The organism is Bradyrhizobium sp. KB893862 SZCCT0404 (genome assembly GCF_018130885.1).
Classification (GTDB): domain Bacteria; phylum Pseudomonadota; class Alphaproteobacteria; order Rhizobiales; family Xanthobacteraceae; genus Bradyrhizobium; species Bradyrhizobium stylosanthis.
Genome location: NZ_JAFCLT010000002.1, coordinates 451,365 through 468,193 on the forward strand (window position 1 = coordinate 451,365; position 16,829 = coordinate 468,193).

At 65.0% G+C, this 16,829-nt stretch carries 17 protein-coding genes; 12 read left to right on the top strand and 5 right to left on the bottom strand.

Translation table 11 applies throughout. The features are described from left to right. Nucleotides 1-59: 59 nt before the first annotated feature. The 5 genes from JQ617_RS10975 to JQ617_RS10995 all read left to right on the top strand — a co-directional run bounded on the left by JQ617_RS10975 (nucleotide 60) and on the right by JQ617_RS10995 (nucleotide 5,500). Nucleotides 60-1,169, top strand: a complete 1,110-nt coding sequence (locus tag JQ617_RS10975) for an S-(hydroxymethyl)glutathione dehydrogenase/class III alcohol dehydrogenase (protein ID WP_063688523.1) — start codon at nucleotides 60-62, stop codon at nucleotides 1,167-1,169. Between the two features lie 32 nt (nucleotides 1,170-1,201). Then, nucleotides 1,202-1,765 (top strand): S-(hydroxymethyl)glutathione synthase, encoded by a 564-nt coding sequence (gfa, locus tag JQ617_RS10980; protein WP_063688526.1) that lies wholly within the window; start codon nucleotides 1,202-1,204, stop codon nucleotides 1,763-1,765. A 647-nt stretch (nucleotides 1,766-2,412) separates the two neighbouring features. Then, complete coding sequence (locus tag JQ617_RS10985) at nucleotides 2,413-2,865, top strand: (2Fe-2S)-binding protein (protein WP_085405661.1); 453 nt, start codon at nucleotides 2,413-2,415, stop codon at nucleotides 2,863-2,865. A 1-nt stretch (nucleotide 2,866) separates the two neighbouring features. Further along, nucleotides 2,867-5,179, top strand: coding sequence for a xanthine dehydrogenase family protein molybdopterin-binding subunit (locus JQ617_RS10990; protein ID WP_212026326.1), 2,313 nt, complete (start codon nucleotides 2,867-2,869; stop codon nucleotides 5,177-5,179). 57 nt (nucleotides 5,180-5,236) lie between these two features. After that, nucleotides 5,237-5,500 (top strand): hypothetical protein, encoded by a 264-nt coding sequence (locus JQ617_RS10995; protein ID WP_212026327.1) that lies wholly within the window; start codon nucleotides 5,237-5,239, stop codon nucleotides 5,498-5,500. Between the two features lie 226 nt (nucleotides 5,501-5,726). On the opposite strand, the gene JQ617_RS11000 is transcribed toward JQ617_RS10995, so the two are convergent. From JQ617_RS11000 to JQ617_RS11020, 5 genes are all read right to left on the bottom strand, one after another. Further along, nucleotides 5,727-7,454, bottom strand: a complete 1,728-nt coding sequence (locus JQ617_RS11000; RefSeq protein ID WP_212026805.1) for a methanol/ethanol family PQQ-dependent dehydrogenase — start codon at nucleotides 7,452-7,454, stop codon at nucleotides 5,727-5,729. Nucleotides 7,455-7,584: 130 nt separating this feature from the next. After that, nucleotides 7,585-8,238 (bottom strand): QcrA and Rieske domain-containing protein, encoded by a 654-nt coding sequence (locus JQ617_RS11005; protein WP_212026328.1) that lies wholly within the window; start codon nucleotides 8,236-8,238, stop codon nucleotides 7,585-7,587. A gap of 243 nt (nucleotides 8,239-8,481) precedes the next feature. Beyond that, nucleotides 8,482-8,946, bottom strand: a complete 465-nt coding sequence (locus JQ617_RS11010) for a group III truncated hemoglobin (RefSeq protein ID WP_212026329.1) — start codon at nucleotides 8,944-8,946, stop codon at nucleotides 8,482-8,484. A gap of 269 nt (nucleotides 8,947-9,215) precedes the next feature. Continuing rightward, nucleotides 9,216-10,067 carry a 3-hydroxybutyryl-CoA dehydrogenase gene (locus JQ617_RS11015; protein WP_145661887.1) on the bottom strand — a complete coding sequence of 284 codons (852 nt, stop codon included), beginning with the start codon at nucleotides 10,065-10,067 and terminating at the stop codon, nucleotides 9,216-9,218. 260 nt (nucleotides 10,068-10,327) lie between these two features. Next, nucleotides 10,328-11,806, bottom strand: a complete 1,479-nt coding sequence (locus JQ617_RS11020) for an FAD-binding oxidoreductase (protein WP_212026330.1) — start codon at nucleotides 11,804-11,806, stop codon at nucleotides 10,328-10,330. A 232-nt stretch (nucleotides 11,807-12,038) separates the two neighbouring features. On the opposite strand from JQ617_RS11020, the gene hisC reads away from it, so the two are divergent. The 7 genes from hisC to JQ617_RS11055 all read left to right on the top strand — a co-directional run bounded on the left by hisC (nucleotide 12,039) and on the right by JQ617_RS11055 (nucleotide 16,639). After that, nucleotides 12,039-13,091 carry a histidinol-phosphate transaminase gene (hisC, locus tag JQ617_RS11025; protein ID WP_212026331.1) on the top strand — a complete coding sequence of 351 codons (1,053 nt, stop codon included), beginning with the start codon at nucleotides 12,039-12,041 and terminating at the stop codon, nucleotides 13,089-13,091. 144 nt (nucleotides 13,092-13,235) lie between these two features. Continuing rightward, on the top strand, nucleotides 13,236-13,460 hold the full coding sequence (locus JQ617_RS11030; RefSeq protein ID WP_063688546.1) for a DUF3551 domain-containing protein: 225 nt from the start codon (nucleotides 13,236-13,238) through the stop codon (nucleotides 13,458-13,460). A gap of 83 nt (nucleotides 13,461-13,543) precedes the next feature. Further along, nucleotides 13,544-14,596: a phosphate ABC transporter substrate-binding protein PstS gene (pstS, locus tag JQ617_RS11035; protein ID WP_212026332.1), complete on the top strand. Its 1,053-nt coding sequence runs from the start codon at nucleotides 13,544-13,546 to the stop codon at nucleotides 14,594-14,596. A gap of 91 nt (nucleotides 14,597-14,687) precedes the next feature. After that, on the top strand, nucleotides 14,688-15,032 hold the full coding sequence (locus tag JQ617_RS11040) for an ArsR/SmtB family transcription factor (protein WP_212026333.1): 345 nt from the start codon (nucleotides 14,688-14,690) through the stop codon (nucleotides 15,030-15,032). 11 nt (nucleotides 15,033-15,043) lie between these two features. Then, entirely contained in the window at nucleotides 15,044-15,526 is a 483-nt protein-coding gene (locus tag JQ617_RS11045; RefSeq protein WP_212026334.1) for an ArsI/CadI family heavy metal resistance metalloenzyme, read from the top strand. 10 nt (nucleotides 15,527-15,536) lie between these two features. After that, nucleotides 15,537-15,947 (top strand): arsenate reductase (glutaredoxin), encoded by a 411-nt coding sequence (gene arsC / locus JQ617_RS11050; protein ID WP_212026335.1) that lies wholly within the window; start codon nucleotides 15,537-15,539, stop codon nucleotides 15,945-15,947. After that, the gene (locus tag JQ617_RS11055; protein WP_212026336.1) at nucleotides 15,947-16,639 is read left to right on the top strand and encodes an aquaporin; all 693 of its coding nucleotides are present in this window, start codon (nucleotides 15,947-15,949) and stop codon (nucleotides 16,637-16,639) included. Before arsC ends, JQ617_RS11055 begins: the two co-directional genes overlap by 1 nt. The last annotated feature ends 190 nt before the right edge of the window (nucleotides 16,640-16,829 follow it).

The following is a 16,829-nucleotide window of genomic DNA, read 5'->3' on the forward strand; positions in this document are numbered from 1 at the left end:
CGTTACGGAGACTGCCAAGACTACTTCCTGGCGTCTGCTAAGAATTTGAGGAGCTACCGATGAAGACACGTGCCGCCGTCGCTTTCGAAGCCAAGAAGCCACTCGAGATTGTAGAGCTCGATCTGGAAGGACCGAAGGCCGGCGAAGTCCTGGTCGAGATCAAGGCGACGGGCATCTGCCACACCGACGCCTACACGCTCGACGGCTTCGACAGCGAGGGAATCTTCCCGTCGATCCTCGGACATGAGGGTGCAGGCATCATCCGCGAGATCGGCCCCGGCGTGAGCTCGGTGAAACCGGGCGACCACGTCATCCCGCTCTACACGCCGGAATGCCGGCAGTGCAAAAGCTGCCTCAGCCAGAAGACCAATCTCTGCACCGCGATCCGCGCGACGCAGGGCAAGGGCGTGATGCCCGACGGCACCAGCCGCTTCTCCTACAAGGGCAAGCCGGTCTACCACTACATGGGCTGCTCGACCTTCTCGAACTTCACGGTGCTGCCCGAGATCGCGGTCGCCAAGATCCGCGAGGACGCGCCGTTCGACAAGAGCTGCTACATCGGCTGCGGCGTCACCACCGGCGTCGGCGCCGTCGTCAACACCGCGAAGGTCACCCCGGGCTCCAACGTGGTCGTGTTCGGCCTCGGCGGCATCGGCCTCAACGTGATCCAGGGCGCCAAGATGGCCGGCGCCGACAAGATCATCGGTGTCGACATCAATGACGCCAAGGAAGATTGGGGCCGCCGCTTCGGCATGACGGAGTTCGTCAACCCGAAGAAGGTCACCGGCGACATCGTCCAGCACCTCGTCGGCCTCACCGACGGCGGCGCCGACTACACCTTCGACTGCACCGGCAACACCACCGTGATGCGCCAGGCGCTGGAAGCCTGCCATCGCGGCTGGGGCACCTCGATCATCATCGGCGTTGCCGAATCCGGCAAGGAGATCGCCACCCGCCCGTTCCAGCTCGTGACCGGCCGCAACTGGCGCGGCACCGCCTTCGGCGGCGCGCGTGGCCGCACCGACGTGCCGAAGATCGTCGACTGGTACATGAACGGAAAGATCCAGATCGATCCGATGATCACCCACGTGCTCAAGCTCGAAGAGATCAACAAGGGTTTTGACCTCATGCACGAGGGCAAATCCATCCGTTCCGTCGTCGTGTACTAGCCCTAAGACATCACACCCAGGAGGATCGACCCATGACTGTTGCACTGCATCCATCGATCGACAACGGCGTCAAACAGGGCAGCGGCAGCTTCGCCGGCGGCACCCTGGCCTGCAAATGCAAGGACCACCAGGTCAAGGTCGGCATCAAGGGCGACGTCGCCCACAACCACGCCTGCGGCTGCACCAAGTGCTGGAAGCCGCAGGGCGCGAACTTCTCGGTCGTCGCCGTGGTACCGCGCCAGAACGTCACCGTGCTCGAGAACGGCGACAAGCTCCAGATCGTCGATCCCTCGGCGGTGATCCAGCGCTACGCCTGCAAGGCCTGCGGCACCCATATGTACGGCCGCATCGAGAACAAGAACCATCCGTTCTACGGTCTCGATTTCATCCATCCCGAGCTGTTCCAGGAGCAGGGTTCGCAGGCGCCGCAATTCGCCGCCTTCGTCTCCTCGATCATCGAATCCGGCGTCAAGCCGGAGCAGATGGGCGCCATCCGCGCACGCCTGAAGGAGATCGGGCTCGAGCCCTATGACTGCCTGTCGCCGCCGCTGATGGACGCGATCGCGACCCACGTGGCGAAAGCCAAAGCGGCTTGAACAAGGCAGCTTGAACGAAGCGGCCTGAAGCCAGGCAGCACAACCCCGCCGCTCCCGTCCGATCGCTGGTCCCCTTCCCCCACCCAGCGAGCCGGACGGGCCCGGCCCCGGACGATCGCGGCGATGCCGCCTCCTCGCCGCCGATATCGTGGCGAGACCGTCGGCTCCCTCAGTCCTGGTCTCTGAATGACTGCGCAGTGCCGCAATCCTCCTTCCTGACGTCAGCGGCCCCGCGTTTCTCCCTCCCTCGACTGAGGCATCCTGCTTCGTCCGCGCAGTCACACTGACGGACGAAGCCTTTTTTTGTGCACCTCGCCTTCGCGGGCGCAATGGACGCGGCGAGATGCCGCGCCCTGCTTTTGACAAACCATCGATGCAATCTTTTCTCGCCGAGAACACTCGGCTGTGAACGCCGGGCCGGCGATATCTCTGCTAGGCTCGCGCCGTCACGATGCCGACGACGTTCAATCAATTAAGAACAAGACGGGGAGGTATCGAGCACATCCAGACATCGCCATTGGCGTCTCTGCCTCCCTCCGGGATTTGCCCGCGCGGGATAACGGCAGGCATGCGGCGAACCACGAACCATCGACAGCCGACATCGGCGACTTTGAATTTGGCATGCTTATGAAGAGCGAGGGACGATCATGATCAAGGTGAAGATCAACGGCCAGGAACAGAGCTGGGACGGCGACCCGGATCTCCCGCTACTCTGGTTTCTGCGTGACGAGGCCGGGCTGACCGGCACCAAGTTCGGCTGCGGCCAGGCCCTGTGCGGCGCCTGCACCGTCATCGTGGACAAGGAGGCCGTGCGGGCCTGCATCACGTCGATCAACGACGTCGCCGGACGCGAGGTCACGACGATCGAAGGACTGCATCCGAACGGCGATCACCCGGTGCAGAAGGCCTGGCGCCAGGTCAACGTACCCCAATGCGGCTTCTGCCAGGCCGGCCAGATCATGCAGGCCGCGGCGCTGCTGATGGAGAACCCGAAGCCGTCGCACGACCAGATCCGCGAGGCCATGGCCGGCAACATCTGCCGCTGTGGCTGCTATCAGCGCATCGAGAACGCGGTCCACCTCGCATCGACGGGAGTGTGACATGAATTTCATCGACAATCCCGGCAAGCTCCGTGGCTTCGAGAAGAACATCAAGGTCGAGAAGGTCTCGCGCCGCAGCATCCTGAAGGGGCTCGGCATCACCGGCGGCTTCGTGCTCGCCGCGCCCGTGATGTCGCGTCAGGCCTTCGCCTATGAGACCGGCGCCGGCAAGATGCCGCACGGCGTCGTGGTCGATCCGCGCGTGTTCGTTGCGGTCGCCGCCGACGGCACCGTCACCATCCTCGCCCACCGCTCCGAGATGGGCACCGGCGTGCGCACCAGCCTGCCGTTGATCGTGGCGGAGGAAATGGAGGCCGACTGGTCCAAGGTGAAGGTGCAGCAGGCCCATGGCGACGAGGTCAAGTTCGGCAACCAGGACACCGACGGCTCGCGCAGCACGCGGCACTATCTGATCCCGATGCGCCAGATCGGCGCCTCCGCCCGCACCATGCTGGAGCAGGCCGCGGCCAAGCGCTGGAAGGTGCCGGCGACCGAGGTCAAGGCCGTCAATCACGAGGTCGTCCACAGCGGTAGCGGACGCAAGCTCGGCTTCGGCGAGCTCGCCGCGGACGCCGCAAAGGAATCGGTGCCCAGCATCGAAGGCCTCAAGCTGAAGGACCCCAAGGACTTCCGCTACCTCGGCAAGGGCCAGGTCAGCATCGTCGACCTGCACGACATCACCACCGGCAAGGCGCAGTACGGCGCCGACGTCCGCCTGCCCGGCATGATGTACGCCGTGATCGCGCGGCCGCCGGTGACCGGCGGCAAGCTGGTCAAGTTCGAGCCGGAGGCCGCGCTGAAGGTGCCCGGCGTCGAAAAGGTGATGCAGGTGCAGGGCTGGCCGTGGCCGTCGAAATTCCAGCCGCTCGGCGGCGTGGCCGTGATCGCCCGCAACACCGGCGCTGCGATCAAGGGCCGCGACGCGCTGAAGCTGACCTGGGACGACGGCGCCAACGGCAAATACGACTCGGTCGCCTACCGCAAGGAGCTCGAGGAGGCCGCGCGCAAGCCGGGCCTCGTCGTGCGCCAGGAGGGCGACGCCGACGCCGCGTTGAAGACCGCCGACAAGGTCATCGTCGGCGAATATTACCTGCCCCATCTCGCCCATGTCAGCATGGAGCCGCCGGTGGCGGTCGCCGACGTCAAGGGCGATAAGGCGGAGATCTGGGCCCCGGTGCAGAGCCCCGGCGGCACCCGCGAGGACGTCGCCAAGACGCTCGGCATCCCCGAGGGCAACGTCACCGTCAACGTCACGCTGCTCGGCGGCGGCTTCGGCCGCAAGTCGAAATGCGACTTCGCGCTCGAGGCCGCACTGCTCTCGAGGGAGCTGGGCGCACCGGTGAAGGTGCAATGGACGCGTGAGGACGACGTCCGCCACGACTTCCTGCACACGGTCTCGGTCGAACGCATCGAGGCCGGACTCGACAAGAGCGGCAAAGTGATCGCCTGGCGCCACCGCAGCGTGGCGCCGACCATCGCCTCGACCTTCGCTGCAGGCGCCAACCATGCCGCTCCCTTTGAGCTCGGCATGGGCCTCGTCGACATGCCGTTCGAGATCGCCAACATCTCCTGCGAGAATCCGGAAGCCGCGGCGTTCACCCGCATCGGCTGGTTCCGCTCGGTCTCGAACATTCCGCGTGCCTTCGCGGTGCAGTCGATGGTCGGCGAGATCGCCGCTGCGACCGGGCGCGACCAGAAGGAGACGCTGCTCGCGCTGATCGGCAGCCCGCGCATCGTCAAGCCGGCGGTGAAGGATCTGTGGAACTACGGCGAGCCCTACGACAGCTATCCGATCGACACCGCGCGCCTGCGCAAGGTGGTCGAGCTGGTCGCCGAGAAGGGTGAATGGGGCCGCCAGGTGGCCAAGGGCCACGGCCTCGGCATCGCCGTGCACCGCAGCTTCGTCAGCTACATCGCGACCATCGTCGAGGTGGCCGTCGACGACAAGGGCAAGCTGACGGTGCCGCGGGTCGACACCGCGATCGACTGCGGCACCTATGTCAACCCCGAGCGCATCGCCTCGCAGATAGAAGGCGCGGCGATCATGGGGTTGAGCGTCGCCAAATACGGCGAGATCTCCTTCAAGGACGGCAAGGTGGAGCAGAAGAACTTTGACGACTTCCAGGTCATCAGGATGGACGAGTCGCCCACGGTGACCAACGTCTACATCGTGCCGCCCGGACCCGACACGCCGCCGAGCGGCGTCGGCGAGCCCGGCGTTCCCCCGTTCGCGCCTGCGCTGATGAATGCGATCTTCGCGGCGACCGGCAAACGCATCCGAAACCTTCCGCTCGGCAAGCAATTGGAAGCGTAAGGGAACGGAACCGAGACGGCCTCGCGCCGTTTCCATCGATCTGACAGGAGCAGATCGATGACCAACATCTCAAAGGCGCTCGCAGTCTCCATGCTGTCGGGCGCCTTTTCCTTGACCGCCGCGGTGACCGTCTACGCCCAGGGCAACACGACGCCCCCGACCACCGCGACACGCCCCACCGCGCCGGAGCAGAACTCGCTGCCCAATGCCAGCGCCCCGCCACCTTCGACCAGCCAGACCACGGGGCAGACCAGCACCGACCCCAAGGTTCAGGAGATGAACCAGAAGGAAAAGGACAAGGTGGACAGGCAGGGGAAGTAGGGGTCTTCGCAGACTGACCTGCTCTCTCCGTCATGGCCGGGCTTGTCCCGGCCACCCACGAGCTTGGCTGCAGCACTGAGAACGTGGATGCCCGGGACAAGCCCGGGCATGACGAATGCGCAGCAACGACAGAGATCCCATCGTCCACGCAAAATGCGGCGGACGTTTCCGTCCGCCGCATTCGCCACCCCCCTGCTGCTCCGCCTTCGTCGATCCGCCGCGGAGCTTACTTCTTCAGCGCGAACACCCAGATCACGCCGCCTTGAGGCACGTTGGACTCGATGCCGATATTATTGGTCGCGAGCGCATCCTGGATGCGCTGCGCGTCCACGCCCCAGCCCGACTGGATCGCGATGTACTGCGTGCCGTCGATCTCGTAGGACACCGGCATGCCCATGATGCCGGAGTTGGTCTTCTGCTCCCACAGCAGCTCGCCGGTCTTGGCGTTGAAGGCGCGGAAGTTGCGATCGTTGGTGCCGCCGGCGAAGACGAGATCGCCTGCGGTCGCCGTCACCGAGCCGAACAGCTGCGACTTCGGGAAGTTGTGCTGCCACACCTTCTTGCCCGTCGCGGGATCCCAGGCCTGGAGCTCGCCGAAATGATCGGCGCCGGGCTTGGCCTTGAGGCCGATATCCTCCGGCTTGGTGCCGAGCCAGAGCTCGCCGGGCTTGAGCGGGATCTTCTCTCCGGTGAAACCGCCGCAGAAATTCTCGTTGGCGGGCACGTAGACGAGCTTGGTCCGTTCGCTATAGGCCGCCGACGGCCAGTCCTTGCCGCCCCACAGCGACGGGCAGAACTCGACGCGCTTGCCGACGACGGGCTTGTGCGCGGGATCGACGATCGGCTTGCCGGTCTCCGCGTCGATGCCCTTCCAGACGTCGGTGGAGACGAACGGCCAGCCGGCGACGTAGTTGATCTTGGTCGGCGTGCGCTCGAGCACCCAGAAGATCGCGTCGCGGCCGGGATGGACCAGGCTCTTGATGTTGCGGCCGTCGCGCTGCAGGTCGATCAGCATCGGGGCCTCGACCTCGTCCCAGTCCCATGAATCGTTCTGATGGTACTGGTGATAGGTCTTGATCTTGCCGTTGTTCGGATCGAGCGCGAGCACCGACGAGGTGTAGAGATTGTCGCCGGGATGCATCTCGCCGGGCCAGGGCGCGGCGTTGCCGACGCCCCAATAGACCGTCTTGGTGTCCTTGTCGTAATTGCCGGTCATCCAGGCCGAGCCGCCGCCGTTCTTCCAGTCGTCGCCCTGCCAGGTATCGTGACCGGGCTCGCCCTCGCCGGGAATGGTGTAGGTGCGCCACAGCTCCTTGCCGTCCTTGGCGTCGAAGGCGGCAACATAACCGCGCACGCCGAACTCGCCGCCGGAGCCGCCGACGATGACCTTGCCGTCGACGACGAGCGGCATCAGGGTCATGTACTGGCCCTTCTTGTAGTCCTGCACCTTGGTGTCCCACACCACCTTGCCGGTCTTGGCATCGAGCGCGACGACATGGTCGTCGGTGGTGGCGAGATAGAGCTTGTCTTCCCAGAGGCCGACGCCGCGGCTGGTCGGATGCAACTGGAACAGATCGTCGGGGAGTTGCCGCTTGTAGCGCCAATATTCGTCGCCGGTCTTCGCGTTCAGCGCGATCACCTGCCCCATCGGGGTCGCCACGAACATCACACCGTTGTTGATGATGGGCGGCGCCTCGTGGCCTTCGACCACACCGGTGGCAAAGGTCCAGACCGGCGTGAGGTTCTTCACGTTCGAGGTGTTGATCTGGTCGAGCGGGCTATAGCCCTGCCCGTCATAGGTGCGCCGGTAGAGCATCCAGTTGGCGGGTTCCGGATTTTCCAGCCGCTGCGCAGTTACCGGTGAATAATTCTCGATCGGTCCGGCCATCGCGGCCGTCGCTGCAAGACAGGTGAAGGCGACAAAGCCGGACAGGTACCATTGCTTCCTGGTCATCGAGGTGTTCATGGACGTTCCCCTTTTTCATCCGTTTTGAATTCTTGTGTTGAATTCTTGTCGTTCGTCCCGTCGTCCGCCCCTCGGCGGATGCGGCCTCTCGTGACGCGGGCATACCCCGCACCGTCCATCATCCCGGCTGCACGCCACCTACCTTTCCGATGAAGCTGCCGGCGACGCTCAGCGAGCCGTCAGCGATCGCGAGCGGCAGCGCCGCGAGGCGCCGCGGCGCCGGCCCGAACACGACCTGCGCGCCCGCGCGAGGATCGTATTCGGAGTTGTGGCACATGCACTTGAACACATCCTTGTCGCCGACATCGCTCTTCACCCAGGCGGTGACGGGACAGCCGGCATGCGAGCAGATCGCCGAATAGGCGAGAATGCCTTCGACGGCGCGCTCACGGGTCTTCTCGTCGAGCTCAGCGGGATCGAGACGGATGATCAGGATTTCGTTGAGCCGCGAACCGCTGCGCACCACTGATGTCTTGGGGTCCTTCGGCCAGGCATGCACCGGCGGACCGCCGGCTGGCAGGTCGGCTACCGTGACCGGCTTTCCTTCCTGATCGCCTTCGGAAAAGACCAGCACGTCGCCCTTCTGTGGCCGTTCGTCGGAGCCGGGCGCATCCTCGCCCGCGCGCGACTGCGTCGAACAGCCGAGGCATGCAGTGGTGGCGAGTGCGCCGAGCAGCAGCGTTCGCCGCGACTGCTCCGTGCCCGCGTCGACTGCAGGTTCCGCAGCACTCTCGGAGGATGAAGATGTGATGTTGAACGATGCGCGCGCCATGCCCGCTAGCAGGCGCTGGAACTCTGCCGAAAACAAGGCGAAGAATTGGCGCCGCAGTGCATCAATATGGCTTTGCTCGCGTTGATTGAGCAAGACTGAACGCATTCGAACGCGTTTTCGCGAATTCTACGTCGCGCCGCGCGAGCGACATGATGATTTTGCAGATCAGACCGATGATGTTGGAATTGGTGCAACGCGCTATCGCGATGCGAGCTGCACGTTTCTCAGGCAGGCATTTTGTATTCACGACCTCAGCACGTGACGCGGGGACGCGATGCGGCCCGCGATAGTTGCCGACGCCATTTTAAAACTGTCGGCGATGCGCCGCGCCTTGTCGATGAAGAGCGCGGCCGCCGGCGGCGGGCAGACTTCGCGCGCGGTCTGTTCGAACAGATCGAGCCAACGATCGAAATGATCGCCGACCAGACTCAGCGGCATATGCGCCCGCATCGGCGAGCCATGATAGCGGCCGCTCATCAGCACGACCGACGACCAGAAATCCCTGAGCTTGGCGAGATGCTCGTCCCAGTTCTCTACGATCGCGAACACGGGTCCGAGCAGGGCGTCCTCGCGCACGCGCCCGTAGAAGCGAGTGACGAGTTCCCCGATCATCTCCTCGGTGATCCCGGTGCGCTCGATCGCATCCTGGGTCAACAGGTTCCGCCGTGCGGCCGCAGCTTCACGCTCGGCCTTCAGTCGATCCGACATGTCCTTTGTTATCCGTTCCGTTGTTCCCGCGAGGCCGCCCGTTCGACATTGTCGGGCCAATCGCGCGCGGCGTCTTTGTCGTAGCGCAAATTGCGGGATGTGGCGGCGGCTCGTTTCGAGCCCGGCGCCTGCACCTTGATCACAATCGTAGGGTGGGCAAAGGCGCACTCGCGCCGTGCCCACCGTCTCTCTCTAATCGCGACAATGGTGGGCACGCTTCGCTTTGCCCACCTTACGGCACTGCGGGTCCTTGGCACCCGGCTCCGTCATTACGCGCCGTAGCTGTAAAAGCCCTGCCCGGTCTTGCGGCCGAGATGGCCGGCGTCGACCATCTCCTTCAGCAGCGGCGCTGGCCGATATTTGGGATCGTTGAAGCCTTTGTAAAAGACCTCCATGACCGAAAGCATGGTGTCGAGGCCGACGAGATCGGCGAGCGCCAGCGGTCCGATCGGGTGGTTGCAGCCGAGCTTCATGCCGGCATCGATCTCCTCCGCCGTCGCGATCCCTTCCTGGAGCGCGAAGATCGCTTCGTTGATCATCGGGCAGAGGATGCGGTTGACGGCAAAGCCCGGGCTGTTCTTGGCCGTGATCGCCACCTTGCCGACGCGCTTGGCGAAATCGAGCGCCTTGGCGTGGGTATCGTCGGAGGTCTGCAGGCCGCGGATCAGCTCCAGCAGCGCCATCACCGGAACCGGGTTGAAGAAGTGCATGCCGATAAAGCGGTCGGGACGGTCGGTCGCCGCGGCGAGCTTGGTGATCGAGATCGACGAGGTGTTGGTCGCCAGCAGCGTGCGCGGCGACAGGGTGGCGCAAAGATCCTTGAGGATCTTGACCTTGAGCTCCTCGTTCTCGGTGGCGGCCTCGATGACGAGGTCACAATCCGACAGCTTCGCGCGGTCCGTCGTTGCTGTGATGCGCTTGAGCGTCGCATCGCGGTCGGCGGCCGACATCTTCTCCTTCTTGACCAGGCGCTCGAGGCTGCCGCCAACGGTCGCCAGGCCGCGGTTCACCGCCGCATCGGAGATGTCGACCATCACGACCGAGAGCCCGGCCGCCGCGCAGATCTGCGCGATGCCGTTTCCCATGGTCCCTGCCCCGATGATGCCAACGGTCTGGATCATTGCCTCATATCCTTCATCCTTGCGGGCCGGCCGGCTGCGGGCCTGGCCCAATTGTTCCTGCATCAGGGTCTAGCACCGCCAAAGGGCGCCTGCGACCTGATCCTGCCCCTTCCTTAAAGCATCCATGGCGGGAATAAAGCCGCCCGTCCGCGGCGAAAGGGCGTGATTTGGCGCTCCAGCGGCCCGTTTTGCCCCGGGTTTGCAGGATATACCGCCTCCGGCGGGCCGGAGGACGGCCGGCCGGTGGCCCGGGTCCCCGGTCAGTCGAGGCGGAGCACCTTGCCCGGATTCATGATGTTCTTGGGGTCCAGCGCCCGCTTGATCGAGCGCATGACGTCGAGCTCGGTCCTGGAGCGGTAGTGCTGGAGCTCGTCGAGCTTCTCGATGCCGATACCGTGCTCGGCCGAGATCGAGCCGCCCATGGACGTGATGAGATCGTTGACCGCCCGCGTGATCGCCGGGGAATACTGGCCGAGCGTTTCGCGATCCATGCCCTTCGGACCCATGAAGGAGAAGTGCACATTGCCGTCGCCGATGTGGCCGAGCGGATAGGGCCGGATCGTCGGCAGGATATCGAGCGCGGACTTCAGACCTTTGCCGATGAATTCCGGAATCCGGGAGATCGCGACCGACACGTCGTAGCTGATGCCCGGCCCCTCGGCGCGGGAGGCCTCGGCGACGCTCTCGCGAATGCGCCACATGTTGCGCGATTGTGCTTCGGTCTGCGCGATCACCGCATCCAGCACCCGGCCCGCCTCGAGCTGATCGGCCAGGAATTGCTCCATCCTGTCCGACATGCCGGCGCCGCCGTCCTGTCGCGGGCGGGCCGACGACCATTCGAGCAGGAGATACCATTCGGTATCCGCCTTGAGCGGATCCTGGGTGCCGGGAATATGACGCAGCACCATGTCGGTGCAGGCGCGGCTCATCAGCTCGCAGGAGCTGACATTGTCGTCGGAGGCCGCATGCGCCTCCGACAGCAGCTCGATCGCCGCGCTGGGATCGCGGATCGCGAGCCATGCCGTGCAGACGTCCTTCGGCGCCGGCCACAGCTTCAGCACCGCCTTGGTGATGATGCCGAGCGTGCCTTCCGCGCCCATGAACAGGTGCTTGAGATCGTAGCCGGTGTTGTCCTTCTTGAGCGCGCGCAGCCCGTCCCAGACATCGCCGTTGGCCAGAACGACCTCGAGACCCAAGACCAGATTGCGCGCATTGCCATAGCGCAGCACCTGCACGCCACCGGCATTGGTGGAGAGATTGCCGCCGATCATGCACGAGCCCTGCGCACCGAGGCTGAGCGGGAAGAAGCGGTCGTGGCGCGCCGCCGTGTCCTGAAGCGTCTGGAGAATGCAGCCCGCCTCGACCGTCATGGTGTAGCCGACGGGATCGACATACAGCACATGGTTCATGCGGCCGAGCGAGAGCAGGATGCCGCGGTGCCTGGGCCAGGGCGTGGCACCGCCCATCAGGCCGGTGTTGCCGCCCTGCGGGACGATGGCGATGCCGTTGTCGTGGCACAGCTTGACGACAGCGGAGACTTCCGCGGTGCTGGCCGGACGCACGACCGCCGCGGCCTGGCCCAGCAGCTCGCCGCGCCAATCGCTCACGAACGGCCGCTTGTCGTGCTCCTCCAGCAGAAGACCCTTGTCGCCGACGATGGCGCGCAAGCCATCGAGAACGGCCGGCGTCACGGGCGCGGTCGGAATGGAGGGAGCGGTGACAAGGGCGGCACCCGGCATGTGTTCCTCTCTTTGCGGCTCTTCTGCGCTGGCACCAATGAATTTGGGCCGCGCCGGCCTTCGTTGCTGTTTTCAGCTCTTGCGTTTGCACGATGAGGCTAGCATGAAGGCCACGGTTCGGGGAACGTGCCATGAGGTCCATGCGGACCTGCCCGGAGACGCCTAAGGCAGATGCACTTCCGCCGAGACCCCGCATCCCCTACTGTGCCGGGCCAAGTTCGGATTGGAGATCATGAGCCGCTTCTGGAGTCCCGTCGTCCACACGCTTTCGCCCTATGTGCCGGGCGAGCAGCCGAAGCAGGACGGCATCGTCAAGCTCAACACCAACGAGAATCCCTATGGCCCCTCGCCGCGCGTGCTGACGGCGATCGCAGCGGCCGCGGAGCGGCTGCGCCTCTATCCCGACCCGCACGCCACGCGCCTGCGCGAGGCGATCGCGGCCTATAGCGGCGTTGCACCCGAGCAGGTGTTCGTCGGCAACGGATCGGACGAGGTTCTGGCCCATACCTTCCAGGCGCTTCTGAAACACGACGCGCCGCTTCTGTTCCCCGACGTCACCTACAGCTTCTACCCGGTCTATTGCGGCCTCTATGGCATAGCGCACGAGGAAGTGCCGCTCGATGCCGCGATGAGGATCGAGGCCGCCGACTACCGACGGCCATCGAGCGCGATCCTGCTCTGCAATCCCAATGCGCCCACGGGCATTGCCCTGCCGCGCAAGGCCATCGCCGCATTGCTCGCGGAGAACCCGGATCGCCTGGTGGTGGTGGACGAAGCCTATGTCGATTTCGGCGCCGAGAGCGCCGTGCCGCTCGTCGCGCAGCACGACAATCTGCTCGTCGTCCAGACCTTCTCGAAGTCGCGCTCGCTCGCGGGCTTGCGGGTCGGCTTTGCCATCGGCCAGCGACCGCTGATCGAGGCGCTGGAGCGGGTCAAGGACAGCTTCAATTCCTATCCCCTCGATTGCCTCGCCATCGCCGGTGCGGTCGCCGCCATCGAGGACGAAGCGTGGTTCATCGAAACCCGCGACCGCATCACCAAGAGCCGCGACGTGCTGACGCGGGATCTCGAACAGCTCGGCTTCGAGGTGTTGCCGTCACTCGCCAACTTCGTGTTCGCGCGGCATCGCAGCCGGAGTGGAACCGATCTCGCCGCCGCCCTGCGCCAGCGCGGCGTTCTGGTCCGGCATTTCAGGAAGCCGCGCATCGAGGACTTCCTGCGCATCACGGTGGGAACCGACGCGCAGTGCAGCCGGCTGATCGAGGAGCTGCGCAGGTCGATCTGATCCCGCGATCCCTTGCGCGCGTGATCTCCTTGATCTGGATCAATCACAGGATGCAAAGCCGTGCGAACATCGCACGGCGAGCCATGCCGGATTTCGAGATCCGGTACAATCCAGCAAGTTGAATCAAATCGACTGGGAGGCTTCATGTCCCACCGCATGATCGGCGCCATCCTCTTCATCCTGTGCACCGTCGGAGCGAGCTCCGGCGCCCACGCCGCCCGCTACTGCCTGCAGGGCGATCGATGGGGCTATCCCGGCAATTGTGCCTTCTCGACACGCGACCAGTGCCGGGCATCCGCCTCGGGCACACGGGCTCATTGCGGCATCAATCCGCGCTATGCCAATCAGCCGCGCGGGCAGAGCCGCTGAGCGTTGCCGCCCACAAATGCCTGGCGACGTTTTTGTGACATAGGCCACACCGGCCGCGTGCCGGGCCTGTTAGCCTCGTGCACATGAACAAGCACATCAAGCTGCCGATCATCCTCGCCGCGCTGCTTCTCGCCACGCAAAGCTTCGCCGCCGAGACCAGAGGTGCCGGCTCGACCTTCGTTGCGCCCGTGATGGCGAAATGGATCGACGCGTACAAGGCGACAACCGCCAATAGCGTCAGCTATCAGGCCGTCGGCTCCAGCATCGGCCTCGCACTGGTCAAGAAGGACAGCATCGATTTCGGCGCCAGCGACATGCCGCTCGCACCCGAGGAGCTGGACCGTCTCGGCCTGATGCAATTCCCGATCGTGATCGGCGGCGTCGTGCCTGTCGTCAACATCGACGGCGTCAAGCCCGGCCAGATCCGCTTCACCGGCCAGATGCTCGCCGACATCTATCTCGGCAAGCTCAGATCCTGGAACGATCCGGCCATCCGCGCGATCAATCCAGACATCAGGCTGCCGAATACCGCGATCACGGTGGTCCATCGCATCGACGGATCCGGGACGACGTTCAACTGGTCGAGCTATCTCTCGAAGGTCAGCCCGCAGTGGAAGGCAAGCGTCGGCGAGGGCACCTCGGTGGAATGGCCGCTTGGCCTCGGCGGTCGGGGCAATGACGGCGTCGCCTCGCTGGTCGCTCTCGTGCCCGGCGCGATCGGTTATCTCGAATACACCTATGCGCTGCAACGGCTGGATCGAATCTCGTTCGGCATGGTGCAGAACAGCGCCGGCAATTTCGTCGTCCCCGATGCGGCCTCGTTCCAGGCGGCAGCCTCGAGTGCGGACTGGAAAGCGGCGAAGGACTTCAATCTCGTGCTTACCAACGCACCCGGCGAAGACGCCTACCCGATCACGGCCACCACCTTCGTGCTGATGCCGAAGGCGCCGAAATCGCGCGAACGATCGGCAGCCACCATCGACTTCGTCCGCTGGTCGCTGGAGAACGGCAAGACCCAGGCCGCAACGCTCAACTACGTTCCTCTTCCCTCGACCTTGATCGGCCTGATCGAACGCTACTGGCAGGAGAGCCTCGACGCCTCGACTATTTCGGTGTCGGCGAGCGCCAAACGCTGAGGCTGTCTCGTGATCGGGCAGCCATCGGGATCGAGAACGAATAGCTCGATCCCGATTGACAGCGCGCCGTTATTTCAATACTCGTTGAAATATGGAAAAGATGGACGCCGTCGCGGCGCTCGCCGCGCTTGCCCAGGACAACCGCCTCGACGTGTTCCGCCTGCTGGTGCAGGCCGGTCCCGACGGCATGGCGGCGGGCGCGATCGCCGAGGCACTGGATCTCGCACCCAACACGCTGACCTTCCACTTTGACCGGCTGCGGATGGCGGGCCTTGCCACCGTGCGGCGCGAAGGGCGATCGATGATCTATGCGGCGCGGTTCGAAACCATGAACGCGCTCGTCGGCTTCCTGACCGAGAATTGCTGCGGCGGAACGGCTTGCGCGCCGGCTCCTGCCTGCAAGCCCGCGCGAAAGCGCAGTCGAGTGCCCGTCTGAAAGGACAGAGCATGAAGCGCCTGCACGTCCATGTGTCCGTCGAGGATATCTCCCACTCCATCCGGTTCTATTCGGCCCTGTTCGCGAGCGAGCCATCGGTCGTGAAATCCGACTATGCCAAATGGATGCTCGAAGATCCTCGCGTGAACTTCGCGATCTCGACGCGCGGGCGCGAGCCCGGCCTCGATCATCTCGGCATCCAGGTCGAGACCGGCGACGAGCTGCAGGAGGTCTACGCGCGGCTGCGCCAGGCCGGCGGCAACATCGTCGAGCAGGGCGAGACGACCTGCTGCTACGCGAAGTCGGAGAAATCCTGGATCGACGATCCCGCCGGCATCGCCTGGGAGACATTCCACACCACCGGCGAGAGCACCGACTACGGCGACGGCACCGGCGAGAACGGCGCACGGGTTGCGCATGCCAAGCCGGCAGAGCAGCAATCGGCCTGCTGCGCACCTCAGGCAGCGCCGAAGTCATCGTCGGCCTGTTGCTGAAGGTCGAGTTATGGACGCCATCATCTACCACAACCCCGCTTGCGGCACCTCGCGCAACACGCTCGCGATGATCCGCCACGCCGGCATCGAGCCGCACGTGATCGAATATCTGAAGACGCCGCCGTCGCGGGTGATGTTGCAGCAGCTCGCCTTGCGCATGGGACTTTCCGTGCGCGAGCTGCTCCGCGAAAAGGGCACGCCCTATGCCGAGCTCGGGCTCGGCGACCCCGCCCTGACCGACGACCAGCTTCTCGACGCGATGATGGCGCACCCGATCCTCATCAACAGGCCGATCGTGGTCACGCCGCAAGGCGCAAGACTCTGCCGGCCCTCCGAGCTGGTGCTGGACCTGCTGCCCGCGCAGCAGGGCGAGTTCGTCAAGGAAGACGGCGAGCGGGTTCGCCTGGAGCGCGGCGCCTGATGCCGGGACTTGCGCGCCGCGCCTTCGCCGAATGGCTCGGGACAGCGTTCCTGCTCGCCGCGGTGGTCGGCTCGGGGATCATGGCGCAGAAGCTTTCGGGCGGAAATATCGCGCTGGCACTCCTGTGCAACACGATCGCCACCGGCGCAATCCTGGTCACGCTGATCCTCACCTTCGCTCCCGTGTCGGGCGCCCATTTCAATCCTGCGGTGACGCTGGCATTTGCCATGCGCGGCGAGACCGCCTGGAGGGACGCGGCGATCTATGTCGCGGCGCAGATTTCAGGCGCGATCGTCGGCGTGTGGATCGCACATCTGATGTTCGAGCTTCCGGTGCTCCAGCTCTCCCTGACGCAGCGCAGCGGAGCCGGGCAATGGCTCGCCGAAGCGGCAGCGACCTTTGGCCTGCTGCTGACGATCTTCGGCGTCGCGTCGCGAACACCAGCCGCCGTGCCTTACGCGGTCGGCCTGTACATCACTTCGGCATACTGGTTCACGGCCTCGACCTCCTTTGCCAATCCGGCGGTCACCATCGCAAGGTCCCTGTCCGACACCTTTGCGGGCATCGCCCCGCAGGGCGTGCCGGCCTTCATCGCCGCGCAGCTCGCCGGCGCGCTACTTGCCGTCCCGCTTGCGAGCTGGCTTTGGGGCGGCGCCCCGGCGCAGCCAAACGCAGGGCTGCGCGCGTCCTGACGCCGGGACGGCTGCGGCATTCCTCGCCGGATGAACCGGGTTTTCAAAACGATCCTGCCGGGTATTCTGTGAGCGGCTTCGATCGCCGGCTGCGGCTCGCAGCTTTGCTCCGGACCACGAACCGCAGGGACCCGCCCGTGACGCGCTTGCGCAACCTCGACATCGATACCCCGCAGGCGCGCTGCCGAAC